General features: G+C 36.5%; 21 protein-coding genes and 2 pseudogenes. 8 read left to right on the top strand and 15 right to left on the bottom strand.

The window, feature by feature from the left end; genetic code table 11:
* Nucleotides 1-3 precede the first annotated feature (3 nt).
* The 4 genes from DKZ56_RS06170 to DKZ56_RS06155 are packed head-to-tail and all read left to right on the top strand — an operon-like array spanning nucleotide 4 to nucleotide 3,788.
* Nucleotides 4-1,107 (top strand): ABC transporter ATP-binding protein, encoded by a 1,104-nt coding sequence (locus DKZ56_RS06170; RefSeq protein WP_208651863.1) that lies wholly within the window; start codon nucleotides 4-6, stop codon nucleotides 1,105-1,107.
* A complete protein-coding gene (locus tag DKZ56_RS06165; protein WP_208652182.1) occupies nucleotides 1,100-1,912 on the top strand; it encodes an ABC transporter permease in 813 nt (270 codons plus the stop codon). The genes DKZ56_RS06170 and DKZ56_RS06165 overlap by 8 nt, the downstream gene beginning before the upstream one ends.
* Nucleotides 1,912-2,715, top strand: coding sequence for an ABC transporter permease (locus DKZ56_RS06160; RefSeq protein WP_208651862.1), 804 nt, complete (start codon nucleotides 1,912-1,914; stop codon nucleotides 2,713-2,715). The genes DKZ56_RS06165 and DKZ56_RS06160 overlap by 1 nt, the downstream gene beginning before the upstream one ends.
* The gene (locus DKZ56_RS06155) at nucleotides 2,712-3,788 is read left to right on the top strand and encodes an ABC transporter substrate-binding protein (RefSeq protein ID WP_208651861.1); all 1,077 of its coding nucleotides are present in this window, start codon (nucleotides 2,712-2,714) and stop codon (nucleotides 3,786-3,788) included. Before DKZ56_RS06160 ends, DKZ56_RS06155 begins: the two co-directional genes overlap by 4 nt.
* Before the next feature lie 81 nt (nucleotides 3,789-3,869).
* Here the strand turns inward: DKZ56_RS06155 and DKZ56_RS06150 are convergent.
* A pseudogene (locus DKZ56_RS06150) lies at nucleotides 3,870-4,533 on the bottom strand (aspartate/glutamate racemase family protein).
* A 327-nt stretch (nucleotides 4,534-4,860) separates the two neighbouring features.
* Here DKZ56_RS06150 and DKZ56_RS06145 point away from each other — a divergent pair.
* Nucleotides 4,861-6,060, top strand: a complete 1,200-nt coding sequence (locus DKZ56_RS06145) for an MFS transporter (RefSeq protein ID WP_208651860.1) — start codon at nucleotides 4,861-4,863, stop codon at nucleotides 6,058-6,060.
* Between the two features lie 40 nt (nucleotides 6,061-6,100).
* Here DKZ56_RS06145 and DKZ56_RS06140 read toward each other — a convergent pair.
* The 12 genes and pseudogenes from DKZ56_RS06140 to DKZ56_RS06085 all read right to left on the bottom strand — a co-directional run bounded on the left by DKZ56_RS06140 (nucleotide 6,101) and on the right by DKZ56_RS06085 (nucleotide 16,613).
* A pseudogene (locus DKZ56_RS06140) lies at nucleotides 6,101-6,524 on the bottom strand (DUF1801 domain-containing protein).
* Complete coding sequence (locus DKZ56_RS06135; protein WP_208651859.1) at nucleotides 6,500-7,282, bottom strand: hypothetical protein; 783 nt, start codon at nucleotides 7,280-7,282, stop codon at nucleotides 6,500-6,502. The pseudogene DKZ56_RS06140 and the gene DKZ56_RS06135 overlap by 25 nt, the downstream one beginning before the upstream one ends.
* Nucleotides 7,279-7,986, bottom strand: coding sequence for a hypothetical protein (locus DKZ56_RS06130; protein ID WP_208651858.1), 708 nt, complete (start codon nucleotides 7,984-7,986; stop codon nucleotides 7,279-7,281). The genes DKZ56_RS06135 and DKZ56_RS06130 overlap by 4 nt, the downstream gene beginning before the upstream one ends.
* A 136-nt stretch (nucleotides 7,987-8,122) precedes the next feature.
* On the bottom strand, nucleotides 8,123-9,007 hold the full coding sequence (locus DKZ56_RS06125) for a transcriptional regulator CcpC (protein WP_208651857.1): 885 nt from the start codon (nucleotides 9,005-9,007) through the stop codon (nucleotides 8,123-8,125).
* A gap of 91 nt (nucleotides 9,008-9,098) precedes the next feature.
* Nucleotides 9,099-9,542, bottom strand: a complete 444-nt coding sequence (gene cbpB / locus DKZ56_RS06120) for a cyclic-di-AMP-binding protein CbpB (protein WP_208651856.1) — start codon at nucleotides 9,540-9,542, stop codon at nucleotides 9,099-9,101.
* A gap of 112 nt (nucleotides 9,543-9,654) precedes the next feature.
* Complete coding sequence (locus tag DKZ56_RS06115) at nucleotides 9,655-9,897, bottom strand: short-chain dehydrogenase (RefSeq protein WP_208651855.1); 243 nt, start codon at nucleotides 9,895-9,897, stop codon at nucleotides 9,655-9,657.
* Nucleotides 9,898-10,039: 142 nt separating this feature from the next.
* Complete coding sequence (locus DKZ56_RS06110; protein ID WP_208652181.1) at nucleotides 10,040-12,148, bottom strand: RNA degradosome polyphosphate kinase; 2,109 nt, start codon at nucleotides 12,146-12,148, stop codon at nucleotides 10,040-10,042.
* A 65-nt stretch (nucleotides 12,149-12,213) separates the two neighbouring features.
* Nucleotides 12,214-13,758 carry a Ppx/GppA family phosphatase gene (locus DKZ56_RS06105; protein ID WP_208651854.1) on the bottom strand — a complete coding sequence of 515 codons (1,545 nt, stop codon included), beginning with the start codon at nucleotides 13,756-13,758 and terminating at the stop codon, nucleotides 12,214-12,216.
* Between the two features lie 157 nt (nucleotides 13,759-13,915).
* Nucleotides 13,916-14,818: a chemotaxis protein gene (locus DKZ56_RS06100; RefSeq protein ID WP_208651853.1), complete on the bottom strand. Its 903-nt coding sequence runs from the start codon at nucleotides 14,816-14,818 to the stop codon at nucleotides 13,916-13,918.
* A gap of 300 nt (nucleotides 14,819-15,118) precedes the next feature.
* Nucleotides 15,119-15,988, bottom strand: a complete 870-nt coding sequence (locus DKZ56_RS06095) for an NAD(P)-dependent oxidoreductase (RefSeq protein ID WP_208651852.1) — start codon at nucleotides 15,986-15,988, stop codon at nucleotides 15,119-15,121.
* 233 nt (nucleotides 15,989-16,221) lie between these two features.
* Nucleotides 16,222-16,386: an aspartyl-phosphate phosphatase Spo0E family protein gene (locus DKZ56_RS06090; RefSeq protein WP_208651851.1), complete on the bottom strand. Its 165-nt coding sequence runs from the start codon at nucleotides 16,384-16,386 to the stop codon at nucleotides 16,222-16,224.
* Between the two features lie 38 nt (nucleotides 16,387-16,424).
* Nucleotides 16,425-16,613, bottom strand: a complete 189-nt coding sequence (locus DKZ56_RS06085) for a hypothetical protein (protein ID WP_208651850.1) — start codon at nucleotides 16,611-16,613, stop codon at nucleotides 16,425-16,427.
* 109 nt (nucleotides 16,614-16,722) lie between these two features.
* Here DKZ56_RS06085 and DKZ56_RS06080 point away from each other — a divergent pair, with 109 nt between their 5' ends.
* The 3 genes from DKZ56_RS06080 (at nucleotide 16,723) to DKZ56_RS06070 (ending at nucleotide 18,313) form a co-directional block, all read left to right on the top strand.
* On the top strand, nucleotides 16,723-16,917 hold the full coding sequence (locus DKZ56_RS06080) for a YkvS family protein (RefSeq protein WP_208651849.1): 195 nt from the start codon (nucleotides 16,723-16,725) through the stop codon (nucleotides 16,915-16,917).
* Between the two features lie 79 nt (nucleotides 16,918-16,996).
* Complete coding sequence (locus tag DKZ56_RS06075) at nucleotides 16,997-17,614, top strand: CPBP family intramembrane glutamic endopeptidase (RefSeq protein ID WP_208651848.1); 618 nt, start codon at nucleotides 16,997-16,999, stop codon at nucleotides 17,612-17,614.
* A 54-nt stretch (nucleotides 17,615-17,668) separates the two neighbouring features.
* On the top strand, nucleotides 17,669-18,313 hold the full coding sequence (locus tag DKZ56_RS06070; protein WP_208651847.1) for a DUF8580 domain-containing lipoprotein: 645 nt from the start codon (nucleotides 17,669-17,671) through the stop codon (nucleotides 18,311-18,313).
* 201 nt (nucleotides 18,314-18,514) lie between these two features.
* Here DKZ56_RS06070 and DKZ56_RS06065 read toward each other — a convergent pair whose 3' ends face one another.
* Together DKZ56_RS06065 and DKZ56_RS06060 are read right to left on the bottom strand one after the other, a co-directional pair.
* A complete protein-coding gene (locus DKZ56_RS06065) occupies nucleotides 18,515-18,961 on the bottom strand; it encodes a MarR family winged helix-turn-helix transcriptional regulator (protein WP_208651846.1) in 447 nt (148 codons plus the stop codon).
* A gap of 104 nt (nucleotides 18,962-19,065) precedes the next feature.
* Nucleotides 19,066-20,490, bottom strand: coding sequence for an ATP-binding protein (locus DKZ56_RS06060; protein WP_208651845.1), 1,425 nt, complete (start codon nucleotides 20,488-20,490; stop codon nucleotides 19,066-19,068).
* Nucleotides 20,491-20,634 lie beyond the last annotated feature (144 nt).

Genomic DNA, 20,634 nt, shown 5'->3' with positions numbered 1-20,634 from the left:
AGTATGGGTAACACGATTATTCAATTTGAAAATGTTTCAAAATCCTATGATGATGGGACAGTTGTATTAAAAAACATCAACTTTGAACTGGAAAAAGGAAAGTTTTATACCCTACTGGGGCCATCAGGTTGCGGGAAAACAACCATCCTTCGAATCATCGCGGGTTTTACAGAGCCTTCTAGCGGAAACGTTTATTTTAATGGAAAAAAAATCAACAACGTTCCAGCCCATGAACGACAAGTAAACACAGTGTTTCAAGACTACGCGCTCTTTCCTCATTTGAATGTTTTTGAAAACGTCGCGTTCGGCTTGCGCATAAAAAAAATGAAAGAAAAAGAAATCCGAGATCGTGTGAGGGAAGCGCTGAAATTTGTAAACTTGGAAGGATTTGAAAACCGGGAAATATCCGAAATGTCAGGGGGGCAACGACAACGGGTTGCCATTGCCCGGGCAATTGTCAATGAACCGGAAGTGATTTTACTCGATGAACCACTATCTGCCCTCGATTTAAAATTGCGTTATGAAATGCAATATGAATTGAGAGAATTGCAGCAGCGCCTTGGCAAAACCTTTGTGTTTGTTACCCACGACCAAGAGGAAGCGTTAGCGATGTCCGATGAAATATTTGTATTAAATGATGGAGAAATTCAACAATCCGGTTCCCCAGTTGATATATATGATGAACCAATCAACCGATTTGTCGCAGATTTCATTGGTGAATCCAATATCGTGGAAGGAATCATGCTGGAAGATTATAAAGTGCAATTTGCAGGAAAAGTTTTCGAGTGCGTCGATAAAGGAATGAAACCAAACGAAAAAGTAGATATTGTCATTCGCCCTGAAGACTTGGAAATCACTTCAGTCGATAAAGGAAAACTCGTTGTGACAGTGGATACTCAACTGTTCCGCGGCGTGCATTATGAATTATCAACTTATGATAAAGATGGCAATGAATGGCTTGTTCATTCTTTGAAGAAGGCAGAAGTCGGCGAAGAAATCGGATTATATTTTGAACCAGAAGCAATTCATGTCATGCGTTTAAACGAGACGGAAGAAGAATTCGATAAGCGATTGGAATCCTATGGAGATGATGAGAGAAATGCGTGACCGGGTTGCTAAGGGGCCGCTTATCCCCTACTTTCTTTGGATTATCTTTTTCGTTATTGCACCAATCGCTTTAATCATCTATTATTCCTTGCTTGATTTAAACGGCAATTTTACGCTGGAAAACTATAAACGATTCTTCTCGCCTGTTTATTTAAAAATGACCTTCACGAGCTTTTTTTACGCCGTTGTTATCACATTCTTTACATTGTTGGTTTCCTACCCAACGGCATATTTCTTAACGAAAACGAAACATAAATATCTTTGGTTGATGTTTATTATTATTCCTTCATGGATCAACTTGCTTTTAAAAACGTATGCATTTATCGGCATTTTCGGTTTATATGGACCGATTAATGCCTTCATCAGCGTTTTTGGCATTGAACCGCAGCAAATCTTATTTACCGATTTCAGCTTTATCTTTGTAGCTGTCTATATCTTTATACCATTTATGATTATTCCGATTTTCAACTCTTTGGATAAATTAAACCCGACATTGGTGGATGCAGCGCGGGATTTAGGGGCTTCCCCTTTTACAACATTCCGCCGTGTCATTTGGCCGCTAACAATTGAAGGAGTTAAATCAGGCATTCAAGTAACATTCATTCCCGCCCTGTCGCTCTTTATGATCACTCGCTTAATTGCAGGGAACCAAGTGATTACATTAGGTACAGCTATTGAACAGCAATTCCTTGTGGCGCAAAACTGGGGAATGGGTTCAACGATTGCCGTATTCCTTGTTATCATCATGTTTGCGAGCATGATTTTTACTGCTAGAACTAGAAGAACTAAAGGAGGCCGCGTATAATGAATAAATTATCAACAACTGCAAAAATTTATCTGGTTGTCGTATTCATTATATTATACGCGCCTATCTTCTATTTGATTTTCTATTCCTTCAATAGCGGCGGTTCCATGTCCAACTTTGAGTCCTTTACTTTGGAGCATTATGAAGCCGTTTTTGAAGATTCCCGGCTGTTAGTGATATTAATTAATACCCTTATCGTCGCTTTATTATCAAGCTTAATTTCTACAATTCTTGGCACTTTAGGGGCTATTGGCATCGCATCAATCAAGAACCGGAAAATGCGAAATACTTTGCTTTCGCTCAATAATATTTTGATTGTCAGTCCGGACGTTGTGATTGGAGCAAGCTTCTTAATCCTATTTACAATGATTGGGGTTAAACTCGGATTTGCATCTGTTTTAATTTCCCATATTGCCTTCAGCATACCGATTGTTGTGTTGATGGTGCTGCCAAAACTATCCGAAATGAATCCGAATTTAATTGATGCAGCCCAGGATTTGGGGGCTACAAAAAGAGATGTCATGTATCGCGTGATTATTCCTTACATCAAACCGGGCATTTTTGCCGGCTTCTTTATGGCGCTCACTTATTCACTCGATGATTTCGCCGTTACATTTTTCGTTACAGGAAACGGATTTTCCACATTATCTGTAGAAATTTATTCCATCGCCCGTGTAGGAATTTCGTTGACTGTAAATGCCCTTTCCGGAATTATATTTATCGTGACGGTGCTGATTGTCATTGGATATTATTTCGTAACCCGCCGCACGAAATTGATTAACGGGGGGGTCGGTAAATTATGAGATCATTAATCAATTTAAGCATTGCCATTTTAATCGTCTGCGCCGGACTTTATTTTGTTGCTGGCCAGTTGGAAGCCTCCGGAAGTAAAGGAAGCAAAAATACGATTACAATCTATAACTGGGGAGACTACATCGATCCGGACTTATTGAAGCAATTTACTAAAGAAACTGGCATTAAAGTCATTTATGAAACTTTTGATTCCAATGAAGCGATGCTCACAAAAATTGAGCAAGGCGGAACAACTTACGATATCGCTGTCCCGTCTGAATATACAATCGAAATGATGATTGAAAAAGACTTGCTTTATCCGATTGATCATTCAAAAATCCCAAATTTAAAATACATCGATCCTTATTATTTGGATTTGCCTTTTGATCCTGGCAATAAATATTCCATCCCTTATTTCTGGGGTACGGTTGGCATCGTTTATAATCCAAACATGCTTTCAAAACCTTTGACTTTTGAATCATGGAACGATTTATGGGATCCTTCATTGAAAAACAAAGTATTCTTGGTGGACAGCGCCCGTGAAGTTATGGGAATGGGCTTAAACTCAATGGGAGAATCGTTGAATGCAAAAGATGAAGAACTATTGCAAAAAGCGACGGATAAGCTCATTAAACTCTCTCCAAATATTAAAGGGGTTATCGGCGATGAGATTATTCCGATGATGGAGAATAATGAAGCAGCCGTTGCTCTCACTTGGTCTGGTTCTGCCGCAGATATGATGGCGGAAAACGAAGAATTGGACTATGCGGTGCCGAAAGAAGGTTCCAATTTGTGGTTTGACAACTTTGTCATCCCGAAAACGGCGAAAAATATCGAAGGTGCCCACGCTTTTATTAACTTCATGCTCGACCCGGAAGTGGCTGCCCAAAATGCGGAATATGTAGGATACTCCACACCGAATAAAGCAGCATTAGAAATTATGGATCCGGAAATCGCCAACGATGAGCGCTTCTATCCTCCTGAAGAAATTAAAAACAGATTGGAAGTATATGAAAATCTAGGTTTGGAATGGCTCGGAAAATATAATGAATACTTTTTGCAATTCAAAATGTCCATTAAATAACATCTAAAAATGAAAAGGGTTTTACATAGTCGATACAACGATATGTAAAACCCTTTCTTTTTTATTAACATCTTCATGATCTCATTGAGAGGCCATTGCTTTATTCACCGCTTCAATTGCATGAATTTTTGCCGTATCAAATAAAGGCACTTCCGAATCCTCTTGCTTCACTAGTAAACCAATTTCCGTGCATCCCAAAATAATTCCTTCCGCACCTTGTTCAACTAAATTTTGAATCACGTTCTTGAAATAATCTCTTGATGATGGTTGGATTTTGCCTAAACACAATTCTTCACAAATAATCTGATTGATCCTTTTTCTTTCTTCTTCATTCGGCACCAAAACTTTTATTCCGTTTGATTCAATCCGTGATTTATAAAAATCCTGCTTTATCGTGTATGTCCCTCTGGAGGCTTCATCTTTTGATCTGGAGTGGCATCCGCGATATGTAAAACGAGGATGTTTATTTTTTCTTCCACATACTTTACAACCTTATGCATCGTATTCGTACAAATGACAATAAAATCCGCCCCTGCTTTTTCCAATGAAAAAGCCACATTTCCTAACAGATTTCCTACTTACTTTCCGACTGGAACCGCTCGATTTCCTCAAAATCGACGCTGTATAAAAGACATTTTGCCGAATGCAAACTACCTAATCTTTTCTTCACTTCTTCGTTGATGATTCGATAGTATTCAACCTTAGATTCCCAATTCATTCCTCCGATTAGCCCTATTATTTTCATGTAAGTTCCTCCACAATGTCATTGTCATCAGTTCAGTGAACACTTCATAAAATGCAAAAATTTCGGGAAACAACATTTTGGCATTTTGTATTTTTTTGGATAAATTGATGAAAAAATATTAAAATAAAATTTGCCCGCCAGCATAATCAATGGTTGAACCAATTAATATCTTGCCGTTGGAATCGTTATGTTTATATTTTACAAAAAAATATGTTAAATTAATGTTATTTCAAGTAAATTTCATCTATGTTTTGCCCTTCGCAATATGATAAAATATACTTCATTATTTTGAAAGAACGGTTTTTGAATTGAATGGTAGGTGTGCGTATGTCACAGAACAAGAAAAAATTCATCATCATGATGTTAATGTTTAATTTATTTATCACGATGGGAGGCGTTGGTACAGTTGTTCCGGTATTGCCTTCCTATTTGCAATTATTTGGGGTTGGAGGCACCATTCTCGGATTTTTAATTGCGGATTTTGCCTTTGCCCAATTTATTTTTTCACCCATTGCAGGAAATTTATCGGACCAATATGGAAGAAAACTCTTCATCATCATCGGATTAATCATTTTTGGTTTGTCTCAAATTATTTTCGGAATGGCAAAGGCGATTGGCATGTTGTTCTTCGCACGCTTTCTTACCGGTACAGGAGCTGCCTTCATCATGCCGCCAGTTATGGCATATGCAGCCGATATTACAACTATTGAAGAGCGAGGAAAAGGAATGGGGCTTTTAGGTGCAGCCATTTCTTTCGGATTTATGATTGGACCTGGAATTGGCGGCTTCCTGGCAAAAGTGAATTTGCATTTCCCTTTCTATTTTGTGGGCGTCGTTGCTTTAATCGCTGCCTTCATTTCATTTGTTGTATTACCAAATATTAAAATGCAGCCAACGGAAGAAAAAATTCCAGCAAAAAATGAAAATATATTAAAACAATTAGCCCGTTCCGTACATACTTCTTACTTTGTCATGTTAATCGTTGTTTTTGTATTCAGTTTCGGCATTGCCAATTTCCAATCTACTTTGTCCATGTTTTTAACAGAGAAGTTTGATTATACTCCGATGGACATCGCCATAATCATGACGATTGGCGGTTTTCTTGGCGTAGTCTTGCAATTATTTATCGTGGGTCAATTATTTAAACGTTTTGGAGAAATGAAAGTCATTTTAGTGAATTTAAACATTGCAGCCATTTCAATGGTTGGCATGGTGTATGTCAATGGATTCTTCCTTATTTTGTTGGTTGCATCAGTCTTTCAAATCGCCACTACCTTTATCCGGCCAGCCGTTAACACATTGATTTCAAAACTGGCAGGAAACGAGCAGGGATATGCAGCCGGCATGAATAATGCCTATATGAGTTTGGGCAATATGATCGGCCCGGCCCTTGCCGGCGTACTCCTCGAATGGAAGCTGTCTTCCCCATTTATTTTCGGTGCAATGATTTTATTCGGCTGCTACCTCATAGCCCATCTTTGGACCGTCAAAAAAGCGCCGCAATTATTGAAAACAACAAATGAATAAAATCATAGGCGGATGGACGCTTGCTTTCCATCCGGCCTTTTTATCTTTGGGGATGAGTTTTTTGAATATATTCAATGGAATGTAGTATCAGTTTCTTTAGTTACCCCTATATCGATATCCTCCAATTGATTAATAGAAACACATGCTTTCCCTTTTGTATGTTTCCCCAAATTTTCACTTCTCTCTTTCCTGTTCATCCAGCGTGAAATATAAACGGATTTTTGCCTTTCTGGGGGAAAATCCTACTAATGGCGCATCGCCTTCATGTCCGCTTGCATACTTGTAATGGTAAGAACCGAATCCGATTATGCTCGGCCCCCACATCTTCCCTTTATATCCTGTCGTGTCTTCAAAAATCTTTAATAGCTTATGGCATTTTCCAGTTTTTTTGGACTTTCGACGGCTTCGATGAATTCATTGACGTCCATGTCCGTTTCGCTCATTTTTTGTTCGTATTTTGCCATTTGCCTGCATCCTCTTCCCATTCCAAAAATTCGATGTCCTTTTGATCTTCAAAAAAGATGGATTCACTCATCACTTTTGCATCGCCGCCGTAAGAGCTATTTCTTTGTTCAATCCAGGCAACTTCACCCTTTTGATCAATCATGTTCCATGAAAAATACAACTCATTATTTGTTGAAAATACATTGCTGAACATATCCCCGTTTTCTTTCGAAATGCCGCTCATTTCTTTATACACCTTCAGCATTCCTCCACTCAAGGGCACTACACCATAAGACTTTTCCCGGTTAAAAGATGCCCCCATCTGCAAACGGGGTTCATAATAAAAATCCTCGTCACTCCCCCGGTAAGACCGATTCCTTATCAAGTAGATATTTATTTTTTTGATTTGTTCATCTTCCGGGAAGTTCCAAACAAAATAATAAGTCGAAGGGTCGCTTTCATCCAGTTTGACGATGTTTATACTGCTATTAACCGTTTTTTCAGAAAGGCGCCATTTTCCATTTTTCCACTCCCAAAGGCTGAAGCCATATTCATTGTCTGCTGAAATAAAAGGCATAAATACATGCTGTTTATCCAAAAAAACAACATCCTGAATCGTTTTTACTTCGATTGCACTTTCTGCTTGATTCAATTTTTTTATCGCTTCCCCTTCCGATAAAAATTCATCCGGAAAAAGATTGACCGCCAAATAAATGATGTTTGCCAACACCACCAAAATTACAGCAACAACCCCCAGGATTATTTTCTTATTTCTCATAAATCTTTCTCCTTCAACACTTTTTCATTGGAGCGGAAATAAACGCTTCTCTTTTCCGTATTTACCAAAATGCCTTTCCCATCCTTTTCGATATAAATGACGGCATCCGCACCGCTTCCCCATCTTGGCTTGTTATTGGCCAATAAATATGGAAAGCGTTCATTCTCCTTTTGGAAATCATCCACCATAAACATGTCGTCATAAGAAACGACAGAAAAGAATTCCTTCTGTTTCATTTTCGATATGATTTCCATAAAATCCCCGCTTAACTGCGGATTTCCTTCTCCATCGGGATGGACTGGTATGATTTCCGCTTCAGAAATGTCGCTTATATAGTGGGACAACTCATTTTCATCGTAAATCAGATGATAGATGAAGATGGATATGAAAAAAGCGGCAAGGAAAATATAATTGCCGGCAAAGCCTAAAAGTGCATATGGACGATAATTTTTCCAACTGTTTCCCTGATTCCTTAAGAGGAAATACAAAATCCATACACCCAGCGGTAAAATGGCCAATTCAACCGTCTTTTTGAACATTGGAAAATGAATCGAAAAAGAAAATAACCCGACAATGATAACGACAATCACTTTCCATTTACTCAATTTTACTTCCTGTTTTCTATAAATCCTAATCGCAAGAAAGGCGATGATCCCCAATGCAACCAGATAAAAAATCAACTCCACGATATTATCAAACCACAAATAGAATCACTCCTTCATCTTTCCATATTCTATATAAAAGGGAAGATTCCCTTTTGCCGTCCGGAAGAAATGGTAAATAAAAAAGAGCAAGTCGGAAAATTTTGTTTTCCGATTTGCTCTTACGATAAGATGTGCTTTAAGTTTCATTGACGGAATGGGCATGCTTTTTCACAATTTCAACAAACGCTGCCACTTGGCGTAATTGGAAGGAAGATTCATAGCCAATCAGCCAAGTGTCCCGTGTCAACCCGATATCATGATTGCCGGATGTCAGGGCGATTTTATTGACATTTTCCCCTCCGTTCAACGTGATGGAAGGTAAGATGGCGTAACCGATTCCATTGATCGCCATCTGCTTGCATGTTTCAATTTGGTCCACAATAATTTGCCGTTTTGGACTGGAAGCGAAATGCTCCTGCCACCAAACTTGAATTTCCTGATAATAATTGGAATCGCTCTTGAATTGAATAAAAGGCCGTTCCGTTGTTAAAACTTCTTCCAATCTCTGTATTTCTGTATCGACCAAATACATCGTGTCCCGGAATAAGTGCATTTTTTTTCCTTTCCACTCGGATTGCCCTCGAACGATTCCCACTTGCGCTTCGCCATCGTAAATCGCTCTTACAATTTCTGAACTCCAACCGGTAATTAAGGAAATTTTTACATCCGGATATGTTGTGACAAACTCTTTCAGCACTTTTGGCAGCCAGTTGATCCCTACAATGGATGCACAAGCAATTTTTAATGTACCATGCACTTTAGAATCAAGGGACTGAATCTTTTCAAGCACTTCCTCTTTTTTTTGCAATGTTTCGATGGCATACTGAATAACCAACTCTCCAGCAGGCGTTGGCGTCAGTCCTTTTTGGGAGCGGATAAATAGCTGTGTTCCCCAATATTTTTCAATCGACTGCAACCGCTGAGATAATGCCGGCTGTGTAATAAATAGCCGCTCAGCCGCCTTCCTCATATTCCCTTCTTCTGCTAATATTTTAATAATTTCCGCTTCTGTTGTTGTCATCCAATCACTCCAAAAATTACAATACCTTAAAATTCAATAAAAATCGACAAAATCCTTTTTCTTTATGGATTTTGTCGATGATTTTCCCATACTAATCTAATGTTTGATAAATATATTTTTTTAATTGTTTCAAAATGACTCTTCTTGTTAAAATTCCTGCAAATGTGCCATCATAATCAACAACGCATAAAAAAGCATGGTTAATGACTAAATCTAACGCTTTTTTAAAAGTATCGTCGATTTTTAAATAGGCTACATTTCGATCCATGCAATCATCAACTTTGATATGAGCCAATTTCTCATATTCAATGCGTTCCAGCCCAAGTATAGATTCAGTAATCACTTTGGAACTAATCAATCCCTGAATCTTAAACTTCGTATCCAACACCGGTACTTGTGAATACCCCGTCTTTGTAAGAACTAATAGCGCATGTTCTGCACTATTTCCAACTAATACATGGGCAACTTTTTCCGCCGGGATGATAAAATCGCTAATCGACGTTTCCAAAAATTCCCTTGTTTTTGTTGAAATCAAAACCTTCAACCCCTTCCATGAGGACCGCACTTACCAATATCATATCATATTTGTCAGAATTTTGACTATGACAACGGCTCATGAATTTTCTAGGTCGAAGGTTTGAATTTAGTTAGTAGCCATATTTTGCCCACAAGTAAAAAATCAGAATTCCTAAAAATAAGAGAAACACTACATACATCAGGATAATTGGGTTCATTAAGATTGGATGTTCGCGAACAAGCCTGCTGATTGGAACGTCTGTTGTGGATGCCCGCTGTTCAGTTTTCTTCATGACACTAACTGTGGTCACATAGGAAATAGCAATAAGGATGATAGATACAAATATGGTTAAAACCGTCCACACATTATTCATTCCATTCTCTACCCCCTTCTTAGAGTTACAAAAAGTATGCATCTTTTTCATTTTTTTATGCTCTCATAATGAAGGGAGGCGAGAGCTGGCGCCGTACTTAGATTAAAAAGAGCGAATGTAAAATTTGCCTCTTTTCTTTTTCCTATTCTTCCACCACAACAGTCTTCATCGCTTCCAAAATGAATTGCTCCTGGCTGTTTATAATTGGTTCTCCTTCCTTGCGCTCCTTATAACGATATTTCCCAGTGCTGTCCTGAATCCGCGCTTTCGCATTATCCGCAAGCTGAGTAGATAATATATGCATTATGCGTTTTTTAATATCTTCTGAATAAATCGGGAACAATATTTCAACACGGCGAACCATATTGCGGGTCATCATATCCGCAGAGGATAAAAAGATTTTATTTTCTCCATTATGATGGAACCAATAAATGCGTGAATGCTCCAAGAAACGGCCAACAATGCTTGTAACGGTTATATTTTCACTAATGCCAGGAATGCCTGGGCGCAAGCAACAAATGCCTCTTATGAGCAATTCAATTTTTACCCCATTGATAGATGCCTCATACAGTTTCATGATTAAATCCTTATCCGTCAATGCATTCATTTTAGCGCGGATTAAACCGTTTCCGTATTTCTTATGATATTCGATTTCTTCATCAATCAATTCAATAAATTTATCCCGAATATCATAAGGAGAAACAACAATATGGTGGAATTTTGGCTTTTCTGTATAGCCGCTTAAATAATTGAAGAAGTTCGTTGCATCAATGCCAAATTCTTTATTTGTTGTAATAATGCCCATATCGGTATAGATTTTAGCCGTTGCATCGTTATAGTTGCCAGTTCCTAAATGAACAAAGCGTTCAATTTTGCCATGTTTTCTCCGCACAACTAAGGTGATTTTCGAATGGGTCTTTAAATTATGCATTCCATAAATGACAAGGCAGCCGGATTGTTCCAACTCTTTCGCCCAATGAACATTGTTTTCTTCGTCAAAACGCGCTTTCAACTCCACTAAGACCGTCACTTGTTTTCCGTTTTCAGCCGCTTGTTTCAACGCATGGATAATCGGTGAATTGCCGCTTACCCGATACAATGTTTGTTTAATAGCTAAAACTGATGGGTCATGTGCTGCTTCTGTAATAAATTCAACAATTGGTTCAAAGGATTCATATGGATGATGGAAGAATAAATCTTTCTCGAGCGCCTTTTCATAAATATCTTCATCAGATTCCAGATCCATGGGCCGTTGAGGAATGAAGCTTTCGTACAATAAATGCTCTCTTCCTTTAGACAACTCTTTAACAAAACTAAATAAAAAGGTTAAATCAAGAGGGCCATCTATTTTAAATACATCCGAATCACTGATTTCAAATTCTTCTAGTAAATACTCCAATACATTGTCATCCATTTCCCCATCGCGCACTTCCAATCGGCTTCCTGTTCCCCATTTGCGCTTTTTCAATTCCTTTTCAATTTCCACAAGCAAATCTTGCGCGCCTTCTTCATGAATGGTCAAATCTGCATTTCGCGTCAAACGGAAAGCCTGCACCGATTTCACTTTATAACCATAAAATAACCGATTTACATGGGATGTGATGACATCTTCCAACAGCACAAACACTTTTTCCTCAGTTTCTGCAGGCACTTCAATAAACCGATTTAATACGGACGGAACTTGTACAATAGCAACCTTTTCATTAAATCCTCTAGCTGCCCTTACATCTTCCAACATAACAAGCAAATTCAATGTCTTACCAAGAAGCGTTGGAAATGGGCGGTAAGCATCCACGGCAATCGGTGTTAAAACAGGGAAAATGGTTTCTTCAAACAATTCATTAATATAATGTTGCTGTTTTTCAGTTAATGATTTAAAATCGGTTAAGTGAATTTTTTCTTTTGTTAACAGCTCGTTTACTAAATGTTTATAAATTTTCATTTGCCGGCGGACAAGGGCTTGTGTTCTTTCAGCAATCTTTTCCAACTGTTCTTTTGGCGTTAAGCCCGCTTTATTCTCCGGTTTATGAAATCCTGCACGCACTTGATCTTGAAGTCCTGCCACCCGCACCATGAAAAACTCGTCTAAATTGGAACTAAAAATGGCAAGAAATTTTAAACGTTCTAATAAAGGATTTGTTTCATCTTCCGCCTCTTCCAACACTCGCTCATTAAAAGCGAGCCAACTAAGTTCACGGTTATTGTAATATTGAGGTTTTGCGATTTCCTCCAATATTTTTTCACGGTCCATTACGTTTACTTCCACTTGTTGGATTGGTTCCTTTTCAGGAAAGTTTCTCCCTAACTCAGCACTAATCACTCATTCCACCCCTCATTGATAAATTCAATCATGACCTTCTTTTTAAATAGCCTTTCTATATGCTTTTTTTGATTTTCTGCCCGATATTCTTCAGCCATTGCTCTATTCTTTACATAGACATAGAGAACAAGGTAATCCCCCTCTACTTCCATTTTAATACTTTTTACGACATTTCTCTTGGAAATGTTTAACGAATATGCAAATTTTATTAACGCTCCATACTGCCGTAACATTTTCAGTTCTTCTCTCGTAAACCAAGATTGAAATGGCTTGCTTAAACGTCTGAAATAGTCTCTATTTTTGTAGGAAGCGAGCAATGCAATTTTGACACGGTCTTTATGATTTAGCCCTGGAATGGATTGATTGGCCAATAAATAAAATGTATGCTGATTGGATGAATCGATTTCAATGTAATCACCAATCGAAAATACCCTTGCCGCTTTTTTTAATAATTCAAGATGTTCAACATCATATGACAATAGATGGAGTTTACAACTATCTAAATATAAATTCTCTGTTAAACTGACTAAATTCTCGACTTCCTCTTCAGATCTTCCATATTTGAATGCAAGTTGGTTGGAAAATTGTTCAAAAATACGTTCGCAATGAAAGGCTTCTTCATTGGATTCGAGCACATGATGGATAATCAAACCTTCCCGCAATCCACTTTTACTTATAAAAAACGAATTGGTATTCACAATTTCCATCAATATTTGAAATACTACCAATGCTATTTCAATGATGTCCGCCCGATCCGACGACAATCCTTCCAGTTGAAGCATCTGATCGATGGATTTTCTTTCTAAATATTCACTTAATTTATTTAAAGCCTCCCCATTCATTTCATAATGATGAATTCCAGAAATCGGATACTCAATAATAGGCTGATAAATATGTGCAAGATTTCTCGCACTTCCTCCAATCCCTATAATTGGCAAATTACTATCTCTAATCCAACTCAAATTTTCAAATTGTTTTTTTACATATTGGTACAATCGATTTTTTTCTTTGACATTGATTTTATCCCCAGAAACAAAACTTTGTTTTAATGAAACGGTGCCAAAGGGAAAACTGATGGAATGTTTTAATTTCTTTTGTTCAAATAAGGTAATTTCCGTTGAACCGCCGCCAATATCAATCGTGATGCCAGAAGGAATATCCATTGAGTAAACGACTGCTAAATATCCAAAGTAGGCTTCTTCTTCTCCGGATAATAAATCAATTTGAATGCCGGTTTCTTCTTTCATTCGTTGTAGGATTTCTTCATTATTTTCAGCTTGCCGTATTGCTGCCGTTGCAACGGCTTTTATATTCACCACGGCAAAATCTTTCATCATGTTTTTAAAAGAAATCAACGTATTTTTTAATATGTTTATGCCTTCTTCAGACATATTTCCATCTGATTGAAGGTGCTTCCTTAGTCTTGCCACTTTTTTTACATTGCTAATTTCATGCAATCCTGCTTCTTTGCTGTAACTGTAGATCACTAGACGAATTGTATTTGAACCAATATCGATAATGGCTGTATTGAATGTATTCACGAAATTTAGTCCCTTCTCCCTTGTTGATTGGGTAAATTTTATGAATATTTTGCCATATGTATCTGGTTGGTTCAACGAATTAACAATAAAAGAAAATGCCGGCGCACTTGATGGCTTCCGGCAATCTAATATGTATGTAGGTCACCTAAAATTTGAATTATAAAATCAATTCATCGATTTTTAAAATTAAGTCCGCAATTTCAGGTTTTGACACTTGGTCATCTGCTCCTACTTGTTCCCCTTTATGGCGAAGATCATCCGTAATTAAGCTTGAGAAGATAATAACAGGCAATTTTTGCAATTCCGGATGGGTTTTGATTCGTTTTGTTAAGTGATGGCCATCCATTTGAGGCATTTCAATGTCCGTCACAACTAATTGCACTTGTTTGGTGATATCGCCTTTCTTCTCTAATAAAGTTTCGAGATAATTATATGCATCTTTCCCGTTTTCAAAAAACTCTAAATTCATATATCCTGCTTCTGTTAATGTTTCATTTAACAATTTACGCAACAACGGCGAATCTTCCGCAACCACAATTCTTTTCTCTGAACGTTCCCTCTTTCCAAGTTTTTTCACTGGTTCCACGCTGATTCCATAGTCTGGATTAATGTCTAACATGATTTTTTCAAAATCTAATAATAAAATCATTGTTTCACCGATTTTCACAACACCAATGACTTGGTTTGTAGTTCCTTGATAAATATCGGAAGGTTTTTCAATTTGCGTCCATGAAATTCGATGGATTTGCGTCACATTATCCACATGGAAAACAACTCTTAATTTATTAAAATCCGCCACAATGTATTTGTGTTGGTCGCTGTATTTTCCATTTGGAACTCCAAGTACTTTCAACATATCTACAACCGGCAATACTTCTCCGCGCAGTTGAATAATTCCCTCAATATGTGGATGGGCATGAGGAATAACTGTAACTGGAATTGGCTGTATAATTTCTTTCACTTTAATGACATTAATTCCATATTTATTATACCCTACTTCAAATTCAACAATTTCCAATTCATTCGTTCCAGACTCTAGCAATATTCCTTTTTGCTCCATAGAACTCATCCCTTTCTATATATAATCCATTCTACCTTAACTACTTATTTTTTATTTGCAAGTGCATAATTCATTTGGAAAAGTAGCCAATTTTACATTAAAATCGTATTACACTTTTTCATATCCTTAAAAATATCGACAATTTCCTTCTATCCTTTAATAAAACTGATTTTTTTCGTTTTTCTTTCAGAATTGGAGCATCTTGGACCGAAGAAAATCGGGTAGAAACACCCATTACAAAAGAATGATATAAAAAAGTCAATCGCTTTATCTTCCTTATAGTCTATGAATCTATAAGTCCTAAATATGATAATATTTGATTAATGCCTGAGTGCCATATTCTCCATACCCTTTTTCAAGCAATGTCTCATACATTTCTTTAGCCAATTTTAAACCTGGCAAATCCAATTCCATTTTTTCCGCTTCTTCCAAAGCAATTTTCATATCTTTTATAAAATGTTTGATATAAAAACCTGGGTCTAAGTCACCCTTTAATATACGCGGCCCTAAATTTGTTAATGACCAAGAGCTTGCAGCGCCTGTGGAAACAGATTGCAATACTTTATCTAAATCCAATCCTGCTTTCATGCCGTAAGCAATGCATTCACAAACGCCAATTATGTTGGTTGTTACCAACAGTTGATTGCACATTTTCGCATGTTGGCCAGCTCCTGCCTCTCCGTGGTAAACGATATTGGAACCAAACAACTCAAAAATCGGAAGCATTTCTTTATAAACTTCTTCATCTCCGCCAACCATGATGGATAACGTGCCATTTCTTGCTCCTATATCCCCGCCGGACACCGGTGCGTCTAAACTGTTGATTCCCTTATCTTTTGCAGCCTCATAAATTTTCTTTGCAAGGCTTGGCTGAGATGTTGTCATGTCAACAACAATTGCTCCTACTTTGGCCCTTTGGAAAATCCCTTTCTCCCCAAAATATACGTCTTCCACATCTTTAGGAAATCCGACCATTGTAAAAATGATATCCTTATTCTCTGAAGCAAGAGCAGGTGTATCTGCCCAGAGAGCGCCAAGTTCTATCAAAGGATTCGCTTTCTCTTTTGTTCGATTGTACACCGTAACTTCAAAGCCTGCTTTCAGCAAATGTTTCACGATGCTCGACCCCATCATGCCAGTTCCGATAAATGCGATCTTTTTTTGACTCATCGGTATCCAACACCCCTCTATCGATACTAAATTTATGTATTATTTCTACTTTCTTGTAATGTACCATATAAACGGGGAATTGTTGATATGAAAAAAAGAAATAATCTTTTGCTTATATAAAAAAAGAGCAGCAAAATTGCTGCTTGAAAAGGGGGAAAATGAGAATGTTGCTGTGCTCAATAATCACTATTTCCCAACTCGATGCATTTTATAACAAATAATTGAAAAATTATTTATTTTTTTGAAATGGCGACTAGCGTTTGTTGAACATATTGATCAATGATTTTGTCGAGTTGTTTGCTTAATTGAATTGTTTTCTTCGATTGCAAACCATGTTCCAGTCCTGAACGTATCATTTTTTCACGAAGGTGCTCCAACTGAATTAATAATTCCTCCATCCCAAATTCCCTCCCTATTAATCGAGGGGGGAAGAAGGTTAAGCGCGAGGTACTTTGGAATACGTATAAATGACCCTTCCACCCTGCTTTGCTTCCCCTCGGAAATGTTTAAATTTTTCATCGCTCACTAACACTTCTCGAAACTCCCAAAATTCATCTTTCGTTATTTCTATACTTTCTATTTCCCCGTTTTTTAGCATTTCAATCATTTTTTTATATTTATTCATCTATGGAAGCCTCCTTTTTTTCATACCGAAATTATTTGAAAATCCCTTTACTTTTGTTCTATAATCATTCAAACTAACTTCATAGTAGCAAAAAGGGAGGAATGCGCCTATGAAATTCGCAGAAGTGGGAGATATTATCGAATTTAAAAATGGGCTTCGTGGTTTAGTTGAAAAAGTAAATGAAAATTCAGTGATTGTGGATTTAACTATTATGCCCAACTATCGAGATCTTGATCTAGAAGAAAAAACCGTGGTTAATCATAAACGTTACAAAATTATAAAATCAAAAGATGATTCTGAATAAAAAAACCTTCCCCTTTTCATTGGTTATAGATGATAGGGGGAATTTTTTTTGTTAATATGATAACAAAGGAGGCATAAACATGAAATTATCAAGACAAACGGTTGTACTCCTTCTCTCTCTTGCTTTCTTTTTTATTAGCATGTACTTTACCTTCGAAGAAAAAAATATTTTTTGGCATCTATATACCTTTACTCTCCTCGTAGGTACCGCTATTTCCATCCTTTTTGGGAAATTCAAAGATGCGCTTCCAACATGGAAGTATATATTATTTGGAATTGGCTTTGGTACAATTACCTATGGGATTATAAGAGTTGGCTATATTTTTCTAAAATTTTTGGATCATGGTTCTATCAAACAGATTCGAAAATTTTTAGAAACTTATGGGCCAAATAATATTTGGCATTATTTATTGCTCATTTTTATTATCGTTATCGGCGAAGAATTGTTTTGGCGCGGCTATGTTCAACATGCGTTAAAACAATACGTTTCACCAATTTTTTCTTGCATCATTACAAGCTTATTGTTTGCTCTGGCAATGGCATTAAGCGGATTTATACCGGGCGTCATTTGTACATTCGTCACTTCGCTTATTTTCGGTTTTTTATATGAATGGAAAAAAAGCATGCCGTTAGTGATTGTCGCCCATGAAGTCTTTATTGTGCTGCTGTTTATTGTTTTTCCTTTCATTCATTATTAAATCAAGGAAACCTTTAGAAAGCAGAGAACGTCTACTCAATAAGGAGGAAGGATTATGAAGAAACTGCCATTTTTATTTTTATCTCTTTTATTAGTGTTGTTGCTTGCTGCTTGCGGGACAGCCGAAGACCAAAATATCGATTCAGATGATGTTACTAAGGAAACAGAAGAGGAAACAACAACCGTAAAAGAAGAAGTCGCAACTGAAAACAACGCAGAGCAAGAAGATACAGTTCAACCTGAGAATCAAATTCAATACACTTCTAATAACAAAGAATATACTGCAGATACAAACATTGTAGAAGAAGAACAATATACTATTCAAGTTTTAGATGGATATGAACTCACAAAAGAAGAACCTGGAAAAGAATTGCTGTTTTTAAAAGATAACGATGCCATTAACATGCGAATTGAAGTGGTGCCAAAAAGCGAGGCCAACTTTGACGATCTTGTGAAAAATACAGAAGAAACGATGGCTACAATCAGCGATTATGAACCTTTTGATATTAGCGAAGCGGTGAAAAAACATTCTGACATTACAAATTCCGCTTCTTATATTGCAACGATTGATAATGATGAAGTTGTAGGCATTGTATACGAAAAAGGCAATCTTCTCGTTCGTTTAACTGTTTTTGACCAAAAAGATGATGATTTAAAAGACGCCCTTATTCAAATGGGGCTTACAATTCAGGAAAAATAATTTTCTATTACAAAAAAGGAGGCGTCTGAAAAGTCATTTCAAGACGCCCCCTTTGCGGCTGTAGCACATACTTCGCCGCAGATAAATGGCGACGAGGAGGCGCGTTTTGTAACCACCGCAGGGAATGTTTTTAAGAGAATATTACTATAAGAAGTAAGGCTGTTTCCGAAAGTGTTCGACTTTCTGGACAGCCCTTTTTTTTCAATATGACAAATCTTTTATGGATAACCCTAATTTTTTTAACAATTCAATCGCCGTATCTTTTTCTTCCGGTGTTAAAGCATTCATTAACTCGTGCAAATTTTTTTCATGTTCGGGAAAGATTTTTTCCATAAAAGCCGCGCCTTCTTCGGTAATCTCTGCATAGGTTACCCTTCGATCTGATGGACAGGAAACCCGTTTAATTAAACCTCTTTTTTCAAGTTTATCAACAACATATGTGATAGAACCACTAGCTAACAAGATTTTTGTGCCTATTTTCTGCAAGGGCTGTCTACCTTTATGATATAACAATTCCAACACAGCAAATTCGGTTGGATTGATGCCATTTTGCTGAAAAAACTGATTTGTCACTTCATTAATTGCCTTATTTGCCCTTGATAAAACAATGTACAACTTTAGCGATTGTTTGATTTCATTTGACGACAAGACAAATCATCCTCTTTTTTCTATCTCTATAAAAGCATTATAGCGATAGAAGAAAAGATTTGTCAAAGTTGTACTATACCAATGGTAAAGAATTCATCGCGCGGCTAGCCAACATTTTTTTGATTTTTCTCATAATAAAACCTAGTAAAATAGTCTGTATAGTTAGGGAATTCTAAAATAAAGGTAGAACCAACATCAATAGTGCTTTCCACAGCTATTTTCCCCTGATGTTCATCTACCACTTTCTTTACAAGGGATAATCCTAATCCAGTTCCATCTTCCTTAGTTGTAAAAAATGGCGTAAATAGCTTGTTCAAATGTTCTTCTGGAATTCCAATGCCTTGATCTTGGATATATATTTGAATTTTATTGTACATATTTTTCAATTCAACATTAATCGTTCCGCCATTATGCATCACTTCAATGGCATTTTTGATTAAATTGATAAACATTTGCTTTAGTCGGTTGGCATTCCCGACAATCATAGAATTGCAATTTTCATGGACGTTAAATTGAATGGCTACATTATTTAAAGATGCCTGAGGCTGCATCACTTGAATCACTTCATTGATTAATTCTTGAAGTGAAATTTTTTCTTTTATAAGTTTATTTGGTTTTGCTAAATAAAGAATTTCTGAAAGAATGGATTCCATTCTTTCTATTTCAGATTCAACAATTTTTATATATTTTTTTCCTTCTTCTGTCGTATTAAACTTCAACAGTTCCATAAAGCCTTTTAATGAAGTCACAACATTTTTAATTTCATGGGTAATCGTTGCTGACATTTTGCCAATTTCACTGAGCTGTTCTAATTCTTGTACTTTTTGTTTTAACTGAATCTTTTCCGTTATATCGATGACAGAAACGACAACCATATCAAGATAATAGAAATATTTACAATCTAATGTAAAAAACATTTCGTTATCATCGTTCAAACATTTAATTTCGAATGTGGCATGTCCAAAAGTTTTTAATTCTGATAAAAACTGTATTTTTTTATATCCAAAGTCGAAATATTGAGTTAGAAAAGAATCAAAAGTTAAGTTTAAAATATTTTCTAAATCCATATTTAACATTTCAATCGCTTTGGTATTTATTTCATTAATCATATCTTCTTTGAACAAAATGATGCCATAAGGCAAATCATTTAAAAAACTTCTCCCATCTAATTGAACCCGATTATAAATGGATTGTTCATTCAATATTTTTAGAAATACTAAATTCTTCTTTTTTATAAAGATTCCGAAAACTATAATTTCTTTATATCCTAAGCCTTTGCCTTTTACATTAAATGAAGAGAAGGAAAAATTCTCTTGGCGAACTCTCGATAAAAAGGAATGCCATCTTGAACGGGATAAATCGTCCATCGGAAGAGGCTTCCCTATCTCTTCATCTATGTTTAATAACTGAGCGGCTTTTTTGCTGATTGACTCAATTTTACATGAAGTATTTAAAAGGATTACAGGTTCATCTTCATATAGGATTAATTCTTCCATTTCCAACAGAGGTACCATTGTAGTGTTATTCATATTCTAACACCCATCCTTCCCCACAAGCATTATTGCAAAAAATTTTCTATCTATAATTAATTTCTAAAATATATTCGTTTAATTCAAACTTTACAAAATTTTCATAATATTAGTTTTCGTAAAAATTATTTCATAAAACAATTG

The organism is Ureibacillus thermophilus (assembly GCF_004331915.1).
GTDB classification, from domain to species: domain Bacteria; phylum Bacillota; class Bacilli; order Bacillales_A; family Planococcaceae; genus Ureibacillus; species Ureibacillus thermophilus.
The sequence above is the reverse complement of the archived record's forward strand: the minus strand, read 5'-3'. Positions and strand labels throughout refer to the sequence as shown.